Annotated in this window: 19 protein-coding genes and 1 pseudogene; 6 read left to right on the top strand and 14 right to left on the bottom strand. The window is 38.8% G+C overall.

Annotation, left to right across the window (positions count from 1 at the left end):
- Window positions 1-2 precede the first annotated feature (2 nt).
- The 6 genes from yqeK to HNP81_RS03835 all read right to left on the bottom strand — a co-directional run bounded on the left by yqeK (window position 3) and on the right by HNP81_RS03835 (window position 4,177).
- Window positions 3-566: a bis(5'-nucleosyl)-tetraphosphatase (symmetrical) YqeK gene (yqeK, locus tag HNP81_RS03810; RefSeq protein WP_182501611.1), complete on the bottom strand. Its 564-nt coding sequence runs from the start codon at window positions 564-566 to the stop codon at window positions 3-5.
- The gene (locus HNP81_RS03815) at window positions 556-1,125 is read right to left on the bottom strand and encodes a nicotinate-nucleotide adenylyltransferase (protein ID WP_182501612.1); all 570 of its coding nucleotides are present in this window, start codon (window positions 1,123-1,125) and stop codon (window positions 556-558) included. The genes yqeK and HNP81_RS03815 overlap by 11 nt, the downstream gene beginning before the upstream one ends.
- A gap of 2 nt (window positions 1,126-1,127) precedes the next feature.
- A complete protein-coding gene (gene yhbY, locus HNP81_RS03820; RefSeq protein ID WP_028391880.1) occupies window positions 1,128-1,418 on the bottom strand; it encodes a ribosome assembly RNA-binding protein YhbY in 291 nt (96 codons plus the stop codon).
- A complete protein-coding gene (aroE, locus tag HNP81_RS03825; protein WP_182501613.1) occupies window positions 1,419-2,252 on the bottom strand; it encodes a shikimate dehydrogenase in 834 nt (277 codons plus the stop codon).
- Window positions 2,253-2,549: 297 nt separating this feature from the next.
- Window positions 2,550-3,674: a ribosome biogenesis GTPase YqeH gene (yqeH, locus tag HNP81_RS03830; RefSeq protein WP_220478487.1), complete on the bottom strand. Its 1,125-nt coding sequence runs from the start codon at window positions 3,672-3,674 to the stop codon at window positions 2,550-2,552.
- On the bottom strand, window positions 3,656-4,177 hold the full coding sequence (locus HNP81_RS03835) for a YqeG family HAD IIIA-type phosphatase (protein ID WP_182501614.1): 522 nt from the start codon (window positions 4,175-4,177) through the stop codon (window positions 3,656-3,658). The genes yqeH and HNP81_RS03835 overlap by 19 nt, the downstream gene beginning before the upstream one ends.
- Before the next feature lie 801 nt (window positions 4,178-4,978).
- Here HNP81_RS03835 and HNP81_RS03840 point away from each other — a divergent pair.
- Window positions 4,979-5,122 (top strand): sporulation histidine kinase inhibitor Sda, encoded by a 144-nt coding sequence (locus tag HNP81_RS03840; RefSeq protein ID WP_182501615.1) that lies wholly within the window; start codon window positions 4,979-4,981, stop codon window positions 5,120-5,122.
- 128 nt (window positions 5,123-5,250) lie between these two features.
- Here the strand turns inward: HNP81_RS03840 and HNP81_RS03845 are convergent, their stop codons facing one another.
- Window positions 5,251-6,033 carry a phosphatidylserine decarboxylase gene (locus tag HNP81_RS03845; RefSeq protein WP_182501616.1) on the bottom strand — a complete coding sequence of 261 codons (783 nt, stop codon included), beginning with the start codon at window positions 6,031-6,033 and terminating at the stop codon, window positions 5,251-5,253.
- A gap of 110 nt (window positions 6,034-6,143) precedes the next feature.
- Between HNP81_RS03845 and pssA the strand changes: the two genes are divergently transcribed.
- On the top strand, window positions 6,144-6,683 hold the full coding sequence (gene pssA / locus HNP81_RS03850) for a CDP-diacylglycerol--serine O-phosphatidyltransferase (protein WP_028391887.1): 540 nt from the start codon (window positions 6,144-6,146) through the stop codon (window positions 6,681-6,683).
- Window positions 6,684-6,761: 78 nt separating this feature from the next.
- Here pssA and HNP81_RS03855 read toward each other — a convergent pair whose 3' ends face one another.
- Window positions 6,762-8,570: a M3 family oligoendopeptidase gene (locus HNP81_RS03855; protein WP_182501617.1), complete on the bottom strand. Its 1,809-nt coding sequence runs from the start codon at window positions 8,568-8,570 to the stop codon at window positions 6,762-6,764.
- A 217-nt stretch (window positions 8,571-8,787) separates the two neighbouring features.
- Here HNP81_RS03855 and HNP81_RS03860 point away from each other — a divergent pair, with 217 nt between their 5' ends.
- Window positions 8,788-9,135 carry a hypothetical protein gene (locus HNP81_RS03860; RefSeq protein WP_182501618.1) on the top strand — a complete coding sequence of 116 codons (348 nt, stop codon included), beginning with the start codon at window positions 8,788-8,790 and terminating at the stop codon, window positions 9,133-9,135.
- A 341-nt stretch (window positions 9,136-9,476) separates the two neighbouring features.
- Here the strand turns inward: HNP81_RS03860 and sigK are convergent, their stop codons facing one another.
- Window positions 9,477-10,193: an RNA polymerase sporulation sigma factor SigK gene (sigK, locus tag HNP81_RS03865; RefSeq protein WP_028391890.1), complete on the bottom strand. Its 717-nt coding sequence runs from the start codon at window positions 10,191-10,193 to the stop codon at window positions 9,477-9,479.
- Window positions 10,194-10,802: 609 nt separating this feature from the next.
- On the opposite strand from sigK, the pseudogene HNP81_RS03870 reads away from it, so the two are divergent.
- Window positions 10,803-11,128: pseudogene (locus tag HNP81_RS03870) on the top strand (four-helix bundle copper-binding protein).
- A 545-nt stretch (window positions 11,129-11,673) separates the two neighbouring features.
- Window positions 11,674-11,847 carry a sporulation protein YjcZ gene (locus HNP81_RS03875; RefSeq protein ID WP_182501619.1) on the top strand — a complete coding sequence of 58 codons (174 nt, stop codon included), beginning with the start codon at window positions 11,674-11,676 and terminating at the stop codon, window positions 11,845-11,847.
- Between the two features lie 346 nt (window positions 11,848-12,193).
- Here HNP81_RS03875 and HNP81_RS03880 read toward each other — a convergent pair whose 3' ends face one another.
- The 4 genes from HNP81_RS03880 to HNP81_RS03895 all read right to left on the bottom strand — a co-directional run bounded on the left by HNP81_RS03880 (window position 12,194) and on the right by HNP81_RS03895 (window position 15,731).
- Window positions 12,194-13,330, bottom strand: a complete 1,137-nt coding sequence (locus tag HNP81_RS03880) for a bifunctional cystathionine gamma-lyase/homocysteine desulfhydrase (RefSeq protein ID WP_028391891.1) — start codon at window positions 13,328-13,330, stop codon at window positions 12,194-12,196.
- A 1-nt stretch (window position 13,331) separates the two neighbouring features.
- The gene (locus HNP81_RS03885; RefSeq protein WP_182501620.1) at window positions 13,332-14,255 is read right to left on the bottom strand and encodes a PLP-dependent cysteine synthase family protein; all 924 of its coding nucleotides are present in this window, start codon (window positions 14,253-14,255) and stop codon (window positions 13,332-13,334) included.
- A 121-nt stretch (window positions 14,256-14,376) separates the two neighbouring features.
- Window positions 14,377-15,078 (bottom strand): 5'-methylthioadenosine/S-adenosylhomocysteine nucleosidase, encoded by a 702-nt coding sequence (mtnN, locus tag HNP81_RS03890; RefSeq protein ID WP_182501621.1) that lies wholly within the window; start codon window positions 15,076-15,078, stop codon window positions 14,377-14,379.
- 14 nt (window positions 15,079-15,092) lie between these two features.
- Window positions 15,093-15,731: a class I SAM-dependent DNA methyltransferase gene (locus tag HNP81_RS03895; RefSeq protein WP_182501622.1), complete on the bottom strand. Its 639-nt coding sequence runs from the start codon at window positions 15,729-15,731 to the stop codon at window positions 15,093-15,095.
- A 171-nt stretch (window positions 15,732-15,902) separates the two neighbouring features.
- Here HNP81_RS03895 and HNP81_RS03900 point away from each other — a divergent pair, with 171 nt between their 5' ends.
- Window positions 15,903-16,106, top strand: a complete 204-nt coding sequence (locus tag HNP81_RS03900) for a DUF2536 family protein (RefSeq protein WP_182501623.1) — start codon at window positions 15,903-15,905, stop codon at window positions 16,104-16,106.
- Between the two features lie 104 nt (window positions 16,107-16,210).
- On the opposite strand, the gene HNP81_RS03905 is transcribed toward HNP81_RS03900, so the two are convergent.
- Window positions 16,211-16,879, bottom strand: coding sequence for a YrrS family protein (locus tag HNP81_RS03905; protein WP_182501624.1), 669 nt, complete (start codon window positions 16,877-16,879; stop codon window positions 16,211-16,213).
- Between the last annotated feature and the right edge of the window lie 48 nt (window positions 16,880-16,927).

Genomic DNA, 16,927 nt, shown 5'->3' on the forward strand with positions numbered 1-16,927 from the left:
ACTCACTTATGTTGTAAAATTAAATCATTATAAAAATGAAACGTATCCGGATACACCGCTTGATTATTTTTTATTAAAAATGCAAGAGTATTGGATACTGCTAAGATTAACGCTGAATCCAAGTTTTCTTTCGCCAACTGCCGTACTTCTTCAACACCAGGGAAAGAACGCCCCGGTTCAATATAATCCGCTAAAAAGACAACCTTGTCAAGTAGCGTCATGTTCACCCTGCCAGAAGTATGGTAGGCAATTGCAGCTAACACTTCCGGGTCGATAATTCCCACTTCTTTTCGAACAAGGTAGGCACCGACCGGAGCGTGAAGTAGCTCTTCTCCATATTCAAGTAAATCAGCAGGCATTTTCTCAGAGATGACGATATCCTTCATTTCTTCTATTGGGCGGAATTTCGCATAATCATGAAATATCGCAGCAAGTTCAGCTTTTTTCACATCTGCTCCGTACTGTTTAGCAAGATCAATTGCCGTTTCCGTCACACCGACTGTATGCACATATCTTCGTTCTGTCAGCTGTTTTTTTACGATTTCGAGCGCTTCTTCACGTTTCATAGGACCCATTTCCTTTCATATATTCCCATACTTGATCAGGAACTAAATAACGAATGGTTTTCCCTTGCTTGACCCGTTCTCTGATTAAAGAGGATGAAATAAGCATTTCAGGAATATCTACCATCGCAACAGGATAATGGGTAGAAACCTCATATCCCGGCCGCTTAACACCAACAAAAGTAATAAGTTCAATTAACTCATCAATTCGATGCCAGTTTGGTAAATATTCAATCATATCTGCGCCAATGATAAAGTAAAATTCTGTATTCGGCTCACGGTCTAAGAGGACTTGTATCGTATCAAATGTATAAGACGTACCCTTTCGTTCTAACTCGATCGTTTCCAGTAAAAATGACGGGTTAGAGTCAATCGCAAGCTTGAGCATTGCAACACGATCATCATCCGGGACATCTTCTGTTTTTATTTTATGCGGTGGTGTGTAATTGGGCATAAATCTAATTTCATCCAGTTGAAATGCATCTAGCACCTCATTCGCAATAATCAGGTGGGCAATATGCGGCGGGTTAAATGTCCCCCCAAGGATTCCGACCTTTTTCATATTCAAGGTAGCTTGATTTGTTTATTTTCTCTAGATTCTTTATACAATACAATCGTGTTTCCAATGATTTGTACAAGTTCTGCGCGTGCTCCCTTTGATAGCGCCAAACCTACGTCATCACGATCTTCTTCACAGTTTTGTAGAACGCTCACTTTAATTAGTTCCCGTACTTCTAACGCCTCTCCGATCTGTATAATCAGATTGTCATTGACGCCACCTTTCCCAACTTGAAAAATTGGATTAAGATGATGTGCCTTTGCACGTAAAAATCGTTTTTGTTTACCTGTAAGCATTTATTTGCCTCCTAATGTAGTTCGCATGATGTTTTTCATTCTTGATGTATCCGGAGTAATCCCTGTCCAGATTTGAAAAGCTAAAGCAGCCTGGTAGACCAACATGTCTAAGCCGTTTTGAATATCGCAACCTTTTTGCTTCGCTTCTTTTAAAAGCTTTGTTTCCAGTGGGTTATAAATAATGTCACTAACAAACGTACCTTCTGATAAATTGTGAATGCTAATTGGCATTGCATCCAGATCGGGACTCATCCCTTTCGATGTCGTTTGAATAATTACATCATAATCGGCTAACTTCTCTTCTGCCTGTATGAGCGTAAGAGCGACTGATTGTTTCTCAAAAGGACAATCCGCTATTAAGCTTTCCGCCTTTTCTATCGTTCGATTCGCTATATCAACAGAGACGGTACCGGCAGAAAGCAATGTAAAGTAAATCGCACGCGCTGCGCCACCAGCTCCTACAACCAAAATTTTCTTTTCTGTTAGATTCGAGATTTGATCAGATAACGCCTTATAAAAACCCATTGCATCTGTATTATACCCTATATACTTGCCATCCTGATAAGAAACGGTATTAACTGCACCAATTGTAGCAGCAAGTTCATCAACTTCATCAAGATAAGGTATTATGGTCGTTTTATGTGGAATGGTGACATTAAAACCTGCAATACCGATTGCTTTCATTCCTTTTACCGCATCGCTCAAGTTTTCTGGCGTTATATGAAATGGATGATAGATACAATCTAGTTTTTGATGCGTAAATGCATCGTTTTGAATCGCTGGTGATATCGAATGCGCAATCGGGTCCCCTATAACTCCATAGACTTTTTTCATCCTTTTCCCCTCGTTCTCTCTAGTTTATCTAACTAAAATAAAGTGAAACTTTAATCAGTGGAGGTTTTCTTCATCCCCACTGATTGTTAGTCCCGTTCTAGTGTCGCAAATACCTTCGCACATTGAACGTAAAGCTAAGTACCTTCCTGTGGCAACGTCTCGGTAAGCTTCACTGTATCTTACGATTCGGGCTTTTAAGGGCTGTTATCCCTCACCTACGCTTCTTTGATTTCTCTATGCTTTGAGGTGGGGGGTTTACTTTTTTGTAATTCGGGATAATTTCTTATAATGCCCCTGTTATATTAACGATTTTCGTAAAATCACATTTACGCCCTTCGGTACATGCGCCACGACTCTTGCACCTGGCTCATTCACCGTTACCCAGCCAAGACCTGAGAAGACAATGTCTATTTTCTCTTCTTTGATTGAAAATTCATGCGCGACTAACTCAGGAAAATCAGCCATACCTTCTCTGCGAGGCGGTGTTAAAAGTTCACCTGCATGATTTTTATATAATTCATCCGCTTTTTCAAGCTTTGTCCGATGAATATTTAATTCATTGGACAAATGGCATGTGAAAGAACGACGACCGCCTGATACATAATCCAGTCGAGCTAACCCACCAAAAAATAATGTTTGCTCTTCATTAAGCTGATAAATTTTCGGTTTGATTTCTTTTTTTGGTGTAATGTATTTTAAATCACGTTTATCGACATAATGTGCCATTTGATGATGATTAATGATGCCTGGTGTATCAATCAATGCTTTTTCATCATCAAGCGGAATTTCTATAATATCAAGCGTCGTTCCAGGGAAATGTGAAGTCGTAATCACATCATCTTCCCCGCTCACTTGTTTGATTAACCGATTGATAAAGGTAGATTTACCAACGTTTGTACAGCCAACAACATATACATCTTTACCATTCCGATAATGTTCGATCGCGGATGCTGCTTCTTGGATCTGCTTACCTTTCTCAGCACTCACCAATAAAACGTCTACCGGATTTAAACCAAGCTCTCTACTAGATTCCTTCATCCAGTGAATCAATCGATTATGCTTCACTGATTTTGGTAGCAAATCGACTTTATTGCCAATCAATAGGACATCATTAGACCCAACGAAACGGTGCAATCCTGGTAGCCAACTGCCATTAAAATCAAAAATATCCACGATCTTCACGATTAATGAATCGGTTTGACCTACTTGATTCAAGATTTTTAAGAAGTCATCATCTGTCAAAGAAACATCCTGAACTTCATTATAATGTTTTAATTTAAAGCAGCGCTGACAAATGATTGATTCTTTTTCCAATGCTGACTTAGGTGTGTATCCCAAAGCTTTAGGGTCTTCGGTTTGTACTTTCACTCCACAACCGATACAAGCTATTTCTTCATCGTGTATTAATTCTGATCGTCCCATTCTATCAATCCTTTTCTTCTAAAAAATGCTAAAATCCGTCTTTCAATTTTACGATTAAATTTCGTCCAGAATCCATCTGTCTGTACAACCGGCACGACTAGAATCGTATGAAAGCCGCCTCTATTACCGCCCAATACATCTGTCATCAACTGATCGCCGATTACAACGGCCTCTTCTCGTTTAATGCCCATTTGCTTAACAGCTCTGTTAAAAGCTCTTCTCATCGGCTTACGTGCAAGAGAAATAAACGGAATCTGAAGTGGTTCGGAAAATGACTTTACTCTCGTTTCATTATTATTTGAAACAATAGTAACTAAAATCCCATGATTTCGCATGGATTCAAACCACTCAATTAATTTAGGGGTTGCAGAAGGTCTATCCCATTCTACAAGGGTATTATCTAGATCTGTAATAATTCCCTTCACGCCCTTTTTATTCAAGTCTTCAGGCTTTATCTCAAAAATGCTTTTCACATGTTCATTTGGTAAAAATAAATTAAGCATGATTCACCTCAATAATCTCTCTTGAATTACTATTCAACCCTTTTACTACAAATAAAACATACATCTTCACTTCTATAGTCTTGCCGTAAAGTTCCATCATAATATAAAAAAGCAGCTCTGGAAAGCAGCAAAGCTAATGAATTTCTTAATTGCATAACCATTTGTTGCCGTTTGTCTCCTAATATTTTAATGAATATTCCCAAAAACATTTCGACAAAATCTTCATTGACTTTAATTGTGGATAAAGTTATACACATTATCCCCTAAGATTAGCAGACCAAACAACCATTTATAAACAAAGTGCCCACAACTTATCCACGTACATTGTGGATAACCAGAACGATTGTTCTCGATTACTATTTCTGGTAAGGTATGAATATACCAACGCTAACTTACCACTATATGCCAATGAAATAATTTTATGCAGAAATTACTCCCATTACAGTGAAGCTTACCGATGCATATAAAGGCTGAGTGGGTTAACGCTGACGAAGTCAGGAAACAGAGGTATTGTACCTTGGCTTATGTGCATTTGTATCGGGGGGCGTAGCGTCGCTTTCGAATCGTTAAAAAACAACCATGAGCATCTGATCCCAACTAAAATGATAAACAAGGTTCAAGTTTTCACATTGTATCACCTGATGATGGTGGAGGTGCTAAGCTAATTTTGCAAAGCCTCGTCCCTTTTCTACAAAAGATTTAGTGATACTAGAACGGGACTAGCCCAGTGGGGAAGATAGCCCCCACTAATAGACGTTCCACTAGCAAAAAATTGGAGGTGACCTGCCTTAAGGCATGCCAATGAATAAACTATCAGATGATTTATTAATCGAAGCTTATTTCAAAGCCATAAAATTGAAGTTAAGTTCAGACTTCATCAACTTAATCGAAACAGAAATTCAACGAAGGTCATTAACCGACAAAATTAGAGGGTCGTTAGCATAATAGATACAGAGGATGTCCCTAAAGGGTTTGATCTCACACTCTATACTCCGTTATAGTGTCATATACACTTTATTAACGATCTATAGTAGATGTAGAATCCTTCCCTTTTGTTATGGAGCATCCTCTTCTTAGCCCTTTAAAGTCCCAATTCGTTCTCCGACTTTTACTTCTTTTGGTACATTCAAATCTTCCCGTTTTCTAAAGCTTCCTTTTTCAAACAGCAGCACGACTGTTGATCCAAAACTGAAATATGCAAATTCCTGGCCTTTTTCTAATTGATTAGCTTCATCAGTTATGACGATTGAGTTCACAAACATCGCACCAACCTTGACGATGGCTACATGTGCTGATTGATGCTGAATTTCAGTGATGTTACGATAATTTTTAGATAAAGGAGCACGGCCATATTTCATACCTAGCTGATTCACTGGATATGACTTCTCCCCTTTCACCCACCGTTTCGTCACTTTTCCTGAGATAGGCATATGTATACGATGATAATGACTGGGACTTAAATAAAGAACGGCAAAGCTGCCACCCACATATTTTTCGAAAACAGCCGTGTCATCCAGCATTTCCTCGATTGAATATGTCTTTCCTTTGACCACAATTTCTTTATTCTCCGTAATTAAACCATACTCACTAAAGACGCCATCGACAGGACTTACGACTGAATCGGGATCAGAATCAATTACTCTTACGCCTTCTTTCAGTCTTCGCGTAAATAAATCATGTAAAGTTGGATAAGATGTAACATTCTTTTCACTTTCCTGTTGGTTAATTTGAAAGATTTTCACATAGGAAGGGATCACAGCGCGGCTCTTTTTAGATTGACTAAACTTTCGCAAAGCACTTGAAGTTAATCTTCCATTTGTTAACTCAATAAAAAGACGATATAAAGATTGATACAAACAAAACACACCACCATTTGTTAGTAAATAGAAACTTTTCTTGCATAAATTGTATCCGCAGTCATATGATTATATAATCAATTTATAAATCCAGGAAGGGAGTGTAACAATTGTTTTTCCTACACGCTTTGGATCTTACTTTAAAAAAATTAAAAGCACAAACGGCCAATATTATTACCCTTCTAAATTTATCACTTGGCGGATATGCAATTATAGCTGTTTTAACAAATCAATTGAATCTTAGTCTTCTATTAATCTTTCTCGCCGCACTCGCTGATCGTTTCGATGGAATGATTGCAAGAAAATTTAATATTGAATCGGCGTTAGGAAAGCAGCTCGACTCGATGTGTGATATTATCTCATTTGGCGTCGCCCCAGCCTTACTTCTATATCAAGGAATTATCTTTGAATTTGGCGCACCAGGCAGTTTCTTCACCGTTTTTTATATTGGCTGCGGGGCATTTAGGTTAGCCCGTTTTAATATTAGTGAAAACAATGGCTTTTTTACCGGATTGCCGATTACCGTAGCTGGATGTTTCTTGACATTAAGCTTCCTCGCCATACCATTCGCTCCGTCTGTATTTTTCTTATTCTTCATGATTATATTATCTTTACTCATGATCAGTCCATTTAAACTTAAAAAAGTGTGAACAAAAGCGCAAGCGCCTTGACGAAATTGGCGGCTTGCGCTAGACATCAAAATGTAAGGTTTGGAGTCAGACTCTTCATTATGCTTGTTTCACCAACGGATCCGTCAATTCAAAAAATTCCTCAATATCTTTCAAACATGTGCCAACGGCATCCTCCCAGAATTCACGCCTCGCTATGTCTACGCCTAAATGTTTGCTTGCCAATTCTTCAACTCGCATTGAACCCGTATCTTTTAGCAGAGCGATATACTTCGCTTCAAACCCTTTTCCTTCTTTTTGCGCTTTCGCATAAATACCTAGCGAGAATAAATATCCGAATGTGTAAGGGAAATTATAAAACGGAACACCCGTAATATAAAAATGAAGCTTAGATGCCCAGAATGTCGGATGGTATTCACTTAATGCCTCTCCATACGCTTCTTTTTGAGCTTCCATCATCAATTCATTCAATTTACCACTGCTGACCATTCCTTGTTTTCGTTCTTCATAAAACCGTGTTTCAAATAAAAAACGAGCATGAATATTCATTAACAACGCAATCGTCCGCTGAATTTTGTCTTCCAAAAGGGAGATTCGTTCGCTTTCTGACGATGCTTCTTTAACAGAAGCGTCTGCGACAATCATTTCAGCAAATGTAGAAGCGGTTTCCGCAACATTCATCGCATAAGCCCGGTTTAAGGTATGGGTATCTTTAAGTGCATAAGAATGAAAGGCATGCCCTAATTCATGTGCTAAAGTGGATACATTAGATGGTGTTCCCGAATACGTCATGAAGATCCGGGATTGGCCTGACACTGGAAAACCTGTACAGAATCCACCTGGACGCTTATTCGGACGATCTTGTGCTTCAATCCATCCATCTTCAAATGCCTTTTTCGTAAAGCTCTCTAACTCACTGCCAAATTTACTAAAATGCTTCAGGATAAATTCAGCACCTTCCTGATAACTCATGACACTCGTTTTTGTAGAAGTTGTAATCGGGGCTTCCAAGTCAGACCAGCTTAATTTTTCGACCCCTAGTAATTCTGCTTTTCGATTAAGAAATCGGACAAGCGGCTCTTTATGTTCGGCAATTACGGACCACATACTGTCCAATGTTTCCTCAGACATCCGATTGATTTCCAAAGGTTCTTTAATTACGTCCTTCCATCCTCGCTTTTCATACACACTTAAGCGGAATCCAGCTAGGTGATTTAATGTTTTAGCCAACACATCACTATGCTCTTCCCAAGCATGTTCCCAGGCAGTAAAAATCCGATTGCGTACATCTTGATCAGGATCGGAAAATTTATTAGCTGCTTGCCCTACAGATAATTGCTTCACTTCTCCATTTTCTTCAAATGGGATGTGAATTGTAGCGACAATCGTATCATACAGCTGACTCCAGCCATGGTATCCGTCCACCGATAGTGCATTAATTAATGATTCCTCATCAACCGAAAGCTTCTCCATCGCACGCTCTCTGCGTTCATTCAATATGTATTTTAATTCTTTTAACGGTTCTTTTTTTAATACGTTTTGGAAAAACTCTTCATCCAATGCTACAAGTTTCTGATCAAACTTCGTTAATGCATTTTGGAAAGTAGCGCTTTGTTTCGTTATTTGGCCTCGTAATTCATTCGCTTTCTTATCTTTGACATCTTGTGCTTCTAAACAACTAACAAACGCTCCGGCTTGGCGAATTTTTTTACCAGATTGTTCAAATAACTCCATAGCACTTTCTAATAAATGCTGATCCTGTTCTACTGATTTCACTTTCCAACCACTTACTAGCGTATCAAATTCACCAATCTCTATTCGTAATTGATCTAAAAAAGCAGCAAATTCCTGTGATGCACTTCCCCCTTTAAAAAACACATCTAAATCCCAAGTTATCGGATATGCCATCGATTATTAGCCTCCTTCTTTTGCTCCTTTTATTATAGTTAATTTTTCAGAATTTTTCTAACCAAATGTGCAATTATGTCATTTTATTACATAATTATATAAGTAGTACCAATATTAACTCGTACTTTTTTAAAGAAAAATGTCTAACTTTTTTTCTAGCATTCATGAAAAATCGTGGTATGATAGGTATAATTAAAGGAAAAGGGGGTGGGTTACAGTGAAAAGATTATCCGTACTCATACTCGCCTTGATTTTACTCGGAAGCATTCAACATTCTGCCGTTAGTAAAATCCACGGAGGACTCACAGGACCCAGCCTTTTCACACACAAGCATTTCAAAATGGTTGAAGAAGATACAACCATAATAGCCGAACTTCAGATTGAAGCAATGCAGTTTATACCTGATTTCAGCTTAATGGATTTTGCTGCAGTCGTACTACTCATACTAGCAATGTTTCTCTATAGCATATCCTTTATTAAGCTCGTACGACGGTACATCCTACACGGCCCCGTCTTTTACAAATCGAATTATCTCATTTTAACTCCTTCATTTTTTATTAAATAAAATAAAAAAAGAGGGAGTGGCCAAAATGGTATTTCGTTTCATTATGATAGCTCTATTTTCATTGACAGCATCTAGATTATTCCTTTATCAAGGTACTGAAATCTACCATGCCATCGTTGAAATGTTTAAAACTAAAGCATAAAGTGGCGATTATACTAAAAAACAGAGCGTGAAGCATTTGCTTTACGCTCTGTTTTTTTGTACGAAGACATACGGGGCTTCGTACCGGAACCATTGTGTTTAGGTGAGTGTGGCATGCTACAGGATAAATCCTTCATTGTAGATGGTGGCGTTTTAATGCCATATTAGTTTTATACGAAATCTTAGTTAAATATTTATCCTTACCCGCCTCGTCGTTTTTCCTTTTCTGCCCGGTAAAACTCATGAAACATTTTCATCAATGCCCGCTTTTCAATTCGTGATACATAACTTCTTGAAATATTCAGTTCTTTGGCAATTTCCCGCTGAGTTTTTTCCTTTTTCAAATCCAAACCAAATCGACCGACAATTACTTCTTTTTCACGTTCATCCAGAATATCGATATACTTTTTCACCTTTTCAATTTCCATATTCAACTGAATCGTGTCGATCACATCTTCTGACTCAGACTTCAGTACATCTATTAAACTAATTTCATTTCCTTCTTTATCCTGGCCGATTGGATCATGAAGAGATACATCTTTTTTCGTCTTCTTAGTAGCTCGTAAATGCATGAGTATCTCATTCTCAATACACCGAGCTGCATACGTCGCAAGCTTCGTTCCTTTTCCATCAGAATAGCTTTCGATAGCTTTGATTAAACCAATCGTGCCTATCGAAATTAGGTCTTCCGTATCTTCGCCCGTATTTTCAAATTTTTTGACAATATGAGCAACGAGTCGTAGGTTATGCTCAATTAGCTTATTACGAGCCTCAGCATCCCCTGTTGCCATAAGCTTTAAGTATTTGCGCTCATCACCCGCTGATAACGGTTGAGGAAATGCATTATTCTTTACGTATGATACGAGCAAATAAAACTCTTTAACCATATAACCTAATGCAGTTAAGATATCCGGCATTTTTCACACCTCCAGAGTTTCTACTCATTCGCCTATATTTAATGCTTATGCAAGAAGGGACGTCTTTGTGTCTGTACACCTTAATTTCACTTGTTACAGCATTCAACCTACTTTCATTTCTATCGGATGAACTAGAAGAAAAAGGAATTCGTGAAACACTTAATCCTTTGCTCTAAATGCATCTTTGGATATAATATTGCCCGCTTCATTATCTAACTTCTAGGATGAAATATTAATGTTGTGATTTTTAAGTCGGTGATTATGACCTTTGTTTCAGTACTCACTTCCATGACAAGGTCGATTCATCGTAGGAATTATCAAGCACATCCCTATGGCTATCGCCTTAATCCTCCATCCACTCTAGGCCTCTACGATACTTGAATAGAGGAAAAATAACAAAAATATTTCAAAAATCATCATAGTACTCAAAAAACAAAGCCCAAATTTCAGGATATTTTATTCAAGGTCATCACCACTTTTTTATTAAAACTTCATAATGAAAAAATATCAGAAACTTGAGTTTTTAAAGAGTTTTTGAAAATTTGTTAATTAAAAAATGAACAGGGTAGAGTATAAGGGTTGTTCAAAAAATACTTTGGAGGTTTTATTATGAATACCACTTACGAAGAATGTATCAAAGCTTGTCTGGAATGCATGGACGCTTGCAACACTTGTTTTGATGCGTGTCTAAATGAGGAGACCTAATAATGATGGCCTCTTGTATTAGGTTAGACAAAGAGTGTGCAGATATTTGCGCTTTCGCAGTTAAAACCATGCAATCCAACAGTCCATTCGCTCAACAAATTTGTCAGCTTTGCGCTGACATTTGTGAATCGTGCGGGATTGAATGCAAAAAGCACAATCATGAACATTGCCAAAATTGCGCAGAGGCATGCTTTAGATGTGCTGAAGTATGTCGTAAAATGAGAGCCTAATAATTTAAATAACTCATACAAAATGGACAAACCCATCTTTGGTTGATGGGTTTTATTTATTATTCTCATTATATTAGCTGCAAACTTCATTCTCCAAAATCTACATGCTTCCTTATGGCCAGGAGAACCGTGCAATAAGTGGGTTTTCCTTCATCCTCCACTGTGGTTAGTCCCGTTCTAGCGTCGCTAATATCATCGTTCTACTTCGATAAAGCGACCTAACCAACCAAGGTTCAATGAATCACAGACTAATTACGCCGCTTCCTATAGTCTTTCGTCTGTGTGACCCACATCCTGTGGGCGCAATCTTACTTTTGAAAAGCACAAAGGTAAAGGATCACTGTATCCCACCATTCGGGCTTTTTACGGAAAGTTTGACCCCCACCTAAGCTTGAGATAGGGTCTTGACTTTCCGTTAATGCGGGATAAATAGTAGGATTCGCCTCAGATTTCTCAATTTGTGATAATGGGCAAAATCCCATACATCTTGGCCTTACTATGCATACAGTATAGGGGAAAATTCTATCCTACTTGGAGGTGATCTTATGGGTTATGGATTTCCAGGTGGCGGGTACGGTTATGGTCCATATCCTCCGTACGGACCTGGGTTTGGATGCGGAAGCTTTGGTCCAGTCTATGCGCTATTCATCGTTCTTTTTATTCTGTTGTTAATCTTCGGATTTTGGTGGTTTATTAGCTGTGGACCTATTGTGTGTTAAGATAATAAAGGGGCTGTCCCATAACGAAAAGGGGCACCCCCACATCTACAATTCACGCTTATGTAACTAACACATTAGTCGGTGAATAGAATGTGAGCACGCCCTCTTTTTCTTTATCTATCATTTTAAGAAATTCAATCAGAGTCCACTGTTCCTTCTGTTGCGATGACAACCCCAATAATAGTAATGACAACAAGCACCATTACAATTGAAAACATGACTTACACTCCTTTTAACTGCCTCATTTAAAGGTACCATGTTTCCCATAATCATAACGTTGAATAATTTGAACAAATTTCATCAAAACGATGGCAATTTTGTGAATGTTTCTACAGGCAATTGAATCTTAGTTTTGCAATGCTTGTTTTAAGTCGTCTATTAAATCTTCAGCATCTTCAATGCCAACAGAGATACGAATTAGTCCGTCTGTAATTTTTAATTCTGCCCGTCGATCAGCTGGAATGGAGGCATGAGTCATAAGGGCTGGTATGGATATTAAACTTTCCACGGCACCTAGACTTTCAGCGAGAGTAAAGTACTTCACTTTACTTAATACATCTGCCGCTTTCTCGGCACTTCCAACATCAAAGGATACCATGCCGCCAAAACCGCGTGCTTGCTTCTTCGCAATTTCATGGTTCGGGTGGCTTTCGATACCTGGGTAATACACTTTTGATACCATTTCATGTTCAAGCAAGAAGTTGACGATTTGTTTTGTATTCTTTTCCGTTTCTTCCATGCGGAGACCTAGTGTTTTAATGCCGCGAATTAATAACCATGAGTCTTGCGGGCCTAGGACGCCCCCAGTTGAGTTTTGTACAAAGTGAAGTTCATCACCAAGCTTCTCATCATTCACAACGGCAAGACCTGCTACAACGTCACTATGCCCTCCAATATATTTCGTCGCACTATGAAGCACAATATCTGCCCCAAGTGTAATTGGATTTTGCCAATATGGTGTGCTAAAGGTATTGTCTACAATCGTAAGCAAGCCATGTTTCTTGGCGATGTTTGCTGCCCCTTCAATATCAGTAATCTTCAAAGTAGGGTTAGTTGGCGTTTCTAAAAATAAAGCTTTTGTATTCTCTTTGATATTTTTTTCAATAGACTGTAAATCACTTGTATTGATGAATGTTGCCTCTAATCCAAAACGATTTAATACCTTTGTGATGACACGGTAGCTGCCACCATACACATCATCGGTAATCAGCACATGATCCCCTTGTTTAAACAGCATCATAACTGCTGTCATTGCTGCCATCCCTGAACCGAATGCAAATCCTCGTTTTCCTTCCTCTAAGTCACTTATTAATTCTTCTAGGGCATGTCTAGTTGGATTGCCTGTACGGGAATATTCATAACCGCGATGATTTCCTGGGCCATCTTGTTTGTATGTGCTCACTTGATAGATGGGAACAGAAACCGCTCCTGTTACTTCATCACCAAAAATTCCGCCGTGAATTAACTGTGTCTTTTTTTTCATCTTACTCTCCCCCTTGGTAGATTTGTTTACTTAAGTAACGTTCACTCGAATCTGGAAATATAACGACAATATTTGTTCCCGGTACTGCCTTTCTCGCTTCTTGCAATGCCGCATAAAAAGCAGAGCCAGATGAGCTGCCGACTAAAAGGCCTTCTTTAAGGGCTAACTCTTTCACTAGTGCGAAAGCGTCTTCATCAGGTACTGTGTAAATTTCATGAAAATAGCTTTCATCCATGTAAGACGGCAAAAACTCCATCCCAATTCCTTCTGTTTTATGCGGACCAGATACACCGCCATTCAAGATCGAGCCTTCCGGTTCAACAATGACTGTTTTAACATGTGGATTTTGCTCTCTTAAATAACGGGCTGTTCCCATGAATGTTCCACCTGTTCCTGCACCTGCAACAAAGATGTCCGCATTTCCATCAAGCTGTTCCCAGATTTCTGGGCCTAGTGTTTTATAGTAAGCAGCTGGATTGGATGGATTTGCAAATTGCTGTGGACAATAAGAATTTGGAATCTCTTTTAGCAGTTCTTGCGCTTTCTTGATAGCTCCCAGCATACCTTCTTCCGTAGGTGTATTTACAACCTTAGCGCCTAAAGCACGCATCAATTCCTGCTTCTCTGCGCTGAATTTTTCCGGCACACAAAAAATGACCTCAATACCTTTGTTGATTGCGGCTAACGCCAGTCCAATCCCTGTATTTCCAGCCGTCGGTTCAATCAAGGTACCGCCTAAAACTAATTCGCCGCTCTTTAGGGCAGCATCTAGTAATTCGCGACCAAGACGATCCTTTACACTTCCACCTGGATTAAAAAACTCAAGCTTTGCAAAAATTCGGACACCTTTTGGTAATGAAAATTGAGTAATCTCTAATATCGGTGTTTGACCGATTAATTCATGAATCCCACGATAGACTTTCATTATTTCTCCCCCTCCTATTATCTCTCATGTTTTAGGAGTATTTTAAAATGTGAAGAGTGCGTTGAACGAAACCATTCTTTCGTCCAACGAATCTCCACCTAGCTAACTTAGGCTTTTTTCCTTAACTCACTTTCAAGCGATCAATCATTTTGATAATCAGTTGGCTTGAGTTTAGTGCTGCTGTTTCCAAAAATTGTTCAAATGAAAGGTTCGATTCTTTTCCAGCAATATCAGAAAGAGAACGGATAATCACAAATGGGGTGCCAAATTGGTGAGCAACCTGTGCGATCGCAGCAGCTTCCATTTCTACTGCATAAAGATTGTCAAACTTTGTGCGAACAAAGTCAACACGAACAGGGTCGTTCATAAACGAGTCACCCGTTACGATTAAACCACTTGCAACTTGGATATCCGTGATTTCTTTCGCCGCCGCTTCGGCAATCGCAAACAGCTTCTCATTCGGGATGAAGGCTGCTGGCAATTGTGGAACCTGACCATATTCATAGCCAAAAATCGTTACGTCAACGTCATGATGGCGTACTTCTGTGGAAATGACAACATCCCCAACATTTAATGTTGGTTCATACCCACCTGCAGAACCTGTATTAATAACCGCATCCGGTTTAAATTTTTCTAATAATATAGTTGTTGACATGGCTGCATTTACTTTTCCAATTCCTGATTTTAGTAAAATGACTTGAACGCCGTTTAATGTGCCCGTATTAAATTCACTGCCGGCAATCGTCATTTGTTCAAGGTTTTCCATTTTATCTCTTAAGATCGTTACTTCTTCTTCCATTGCTCCAATTATTGCTACTTTCATTACTGTACCTCTTTCTATAATTTTTCAGCCTCCATAATCCAGACAAACGAGTTGCACTTATCGAATGATACAGTAAAGCCATTTTCTTTTAATAAATCTTCTAAAAACGGGATCGTTGTATAAAATTCAGTGGATAGATCGTTTGCTAAACTATGAAACCCAGACGCTTTTGCATCAAGAATCGCCTGTTCGTGGTGTTCCTTTGTGAGATACATCGTATCTGCAAACACTATTTTACCACCACTTTTTAATAATTGGCTATAGATTGCGATCGCTTTCGCCTTCTCATCGTCATTTAAGTGGTGAAACGCATAAGTACTAACAATTGAATCCACTTGCTCTGGCTTGGGAAATTCAAAAAAATCTCCATCTACTATTGCCGTGCGATTTTGCAATTTGAAAGCTGCCTTCTCTCTCATTGCAGGTGAAGGCTCCACAGCTGTTACCGTTAAGCCCGCATTCAACAATCTTTCTGTCAAATTACCCGTACCGACCCCGAATTCAATCGTGTGACCATGCACTCTACTAACTACACTATCTAAAATCCGCTCGTAGTTCGCAAACACTTCACGGTATTCCAAATTATGACCATCTACAGTATCATCATAGGATTTCGACCATTCTTCAAACAGCTCGATAAATTCTCTTCCCATTTTTATCACCTTTTTATTTTAATTATTCCTATGAGCATAGTATGTTTTTATTTTAAAACTGTTCTTAATCTACCACATCTTCCCCTTTCCTTCAAGTAGTAGATTTCCCTGCGATTCATAGTTTAAACGTGATAAAATAGCTCTATAACCTAAATATATGGAGGCATAACCATGAATTTTCAACTAGATTTAATACAGGATAAAGTCGAGTTTTTTGAAGCGGATACGATTAAAAATCTTGAAAAGCAAATCCAAACACAAATTGAAGTAAATAAAGCCATTCTCCTAGAAGTACACTCCGTTTCTCACCAAATGCATATCGAAGATGGCCATCGTTTTTACAGTGCTGTCGTGCATTTTAAAGTGAAAAAATAAGAAATATAAAAAAAGAAAGGATCTGCCCTCGCAACTACATGTAAAAATTACTGTAGTATACGAGGTCAGACCCATTTACGGCAGCCTCTTCGCTAGCTGTTAAATCATTTTTTTTCCACATTCACCGGTTTCCAGCCAGAGCCTTCAACCCACTCAATGTTGACACGGTAAACTTGCTTCGTATCCTTCGCAGAAACTGTTCCAACCGCTTTACCAGGCGCACCACCATTTCCGAGCCACAAGACAGTCATATTATCTTTAGAGATACCAGCTCCTTGTGCAACGGCTTGTTCCATCTCCGCCCAGTTCGTGGATCCTTTATCAAAATTTGTGATTTCGGCTTTCGAAGTTTGCGGAGTTCCTACCGAATCCGCTAAATCACTCGTTTCGGTATTCTTGTCATTTTCGTCTTCAGATCCCAAAATGACCGTGGAATCATCTTGACCAGGATCCTCAGTTCCCTGCTCTGCATCAGTCTCGTCTTGATCTTCGGAAGTTGAAGAATCATCAGTCTTAGATGCAGTATCCTGATCCTTATCCTTCACTTCGCTAGTCTTAGTATCACTTTCCTCCGTTTGTTTTGGCGTATCTTCTTTAATCGTCGTAGACGCTTGTTTCGTTTCGTCTTTACTAAATAAAATTGATGCTCCGACTATTAGGATTAACACGATAACAACGGTTATGGAAATATTATATATACGATTCGTTTTTCTTTGTTTGTCTTTAGTTGATGAACGCCCACCCGTATGAATAGGTCCAGAATTTCTTTTCAATGTACTTCCTCCTCATTATTCAATACAAGGTCTATTTTAACACGTTCC

Origin of the sequence: Peribacillus huizhouensis, assembly GCF_014138605.1 — a bacterium.
Lineage (GTDB): Bacteria > Bacillota > Bacilli > Bacillales > DSM-1321 > Peribacillus > Peribacillus huizhouensis.

Coding starts and splice junctions, on each gene's coding strand:
- yqeK (WP_182501611.1), bottom strand. CDS start 566: ATGAAACGTGAAGAAGCGCTCGAAATCGTAAAAAAACAGCTGACAGAA.
- HNP81_RS03815 (WP_182501612.1), bottom strand. CDS start 1,125: ATGAAAAAGGTCGGAATCCTTGGGGGGACATTTAACCCGCCGCATATT.
- yhbY (WP_028391880.1), bottom strand. CDS start 1,418: ATGCTTACAGGTAAACAAAAACGATTTTTACGTGCAAAGGCACATCAT.
- aroE (WP_182501613.1), bottom strand. CDS start 2,252: ATGAAAAAAGTCTATGGAGTTATAGGGGACCCGATTGCGCATTCGATA.
- yqeH (WP_220478487.1), bottom strand. CDS start 3,674: ATGGGACGATCAGAATTAATACACGATGAAGAAATAGCTTGTATCGGT.
- HNP81_RS03835 (WP_182501614.1), bottom strand. CDS start 4,177: ATGCTTAATTTATTTTTACCAAATGAACATGTGAAAAGCATTTTTGAG.
- HNP81_RS03840 (WP_182501615.1), top strand. CDS start 4,979: ATGAATAAACTATCAGATGATTTATTAATCGAAGCTTATTTCAAAGCC.
- HNP81_RS03855 (WP_182501617.1), bottom strand. CDS start 8,570: ATGGCATATCCGATAACTTGGGATTTAGATGTGTTTTTTAAAGGGGGA.
- sigK (WP_028391890.1), bottom strand. CDS start 10,193: ATGCCGGATATCTTAACTGCATTAGGTTATATGGTTAAAGAGTTTTAT.
- HNP81_RS03875 (WP_182501619.1), top strand. CDS start 11,674: ATGGGTTATGGATTTCCAGGTGGCGGGTACGGTTATGGTCCATATCCT.
- HNP81_RS03880 (WP_028391891.1), bottom strand. CDS start 13,330: ATGAAAAAAAAGACACAGTTAATTCACGGCGGAATTTTTGGTGATGAA.
- HNP81_RS03885 (WP_182501620.1), bottom strand. CDS start 14,255: ATGAAAGTCTATCGTGGGATTCATGAATTAATCGGTCAAACACCGATA.
- mtnN (WP_182501621.1), bottom strand. CDS start 15,078: ATGAAAGTAGCAATAATTGGAGCAATGGAAGAAGAAGTAACGATCTTA.
- HNP81_RS03895 (WP_182501622.1), bottom strand. CDS start 15,731: ATGGGAAGAGAATTTATCGAGCTGTTTGAAGAATGGTCGAAATCCTAT.
- HNP81_RS03900 (WP_182501623.1), top strand. CDS start 15,903: ATGAATTTTCAACTAGATTTAATACAGGATAAAGTCGAGTTTTTTGAA.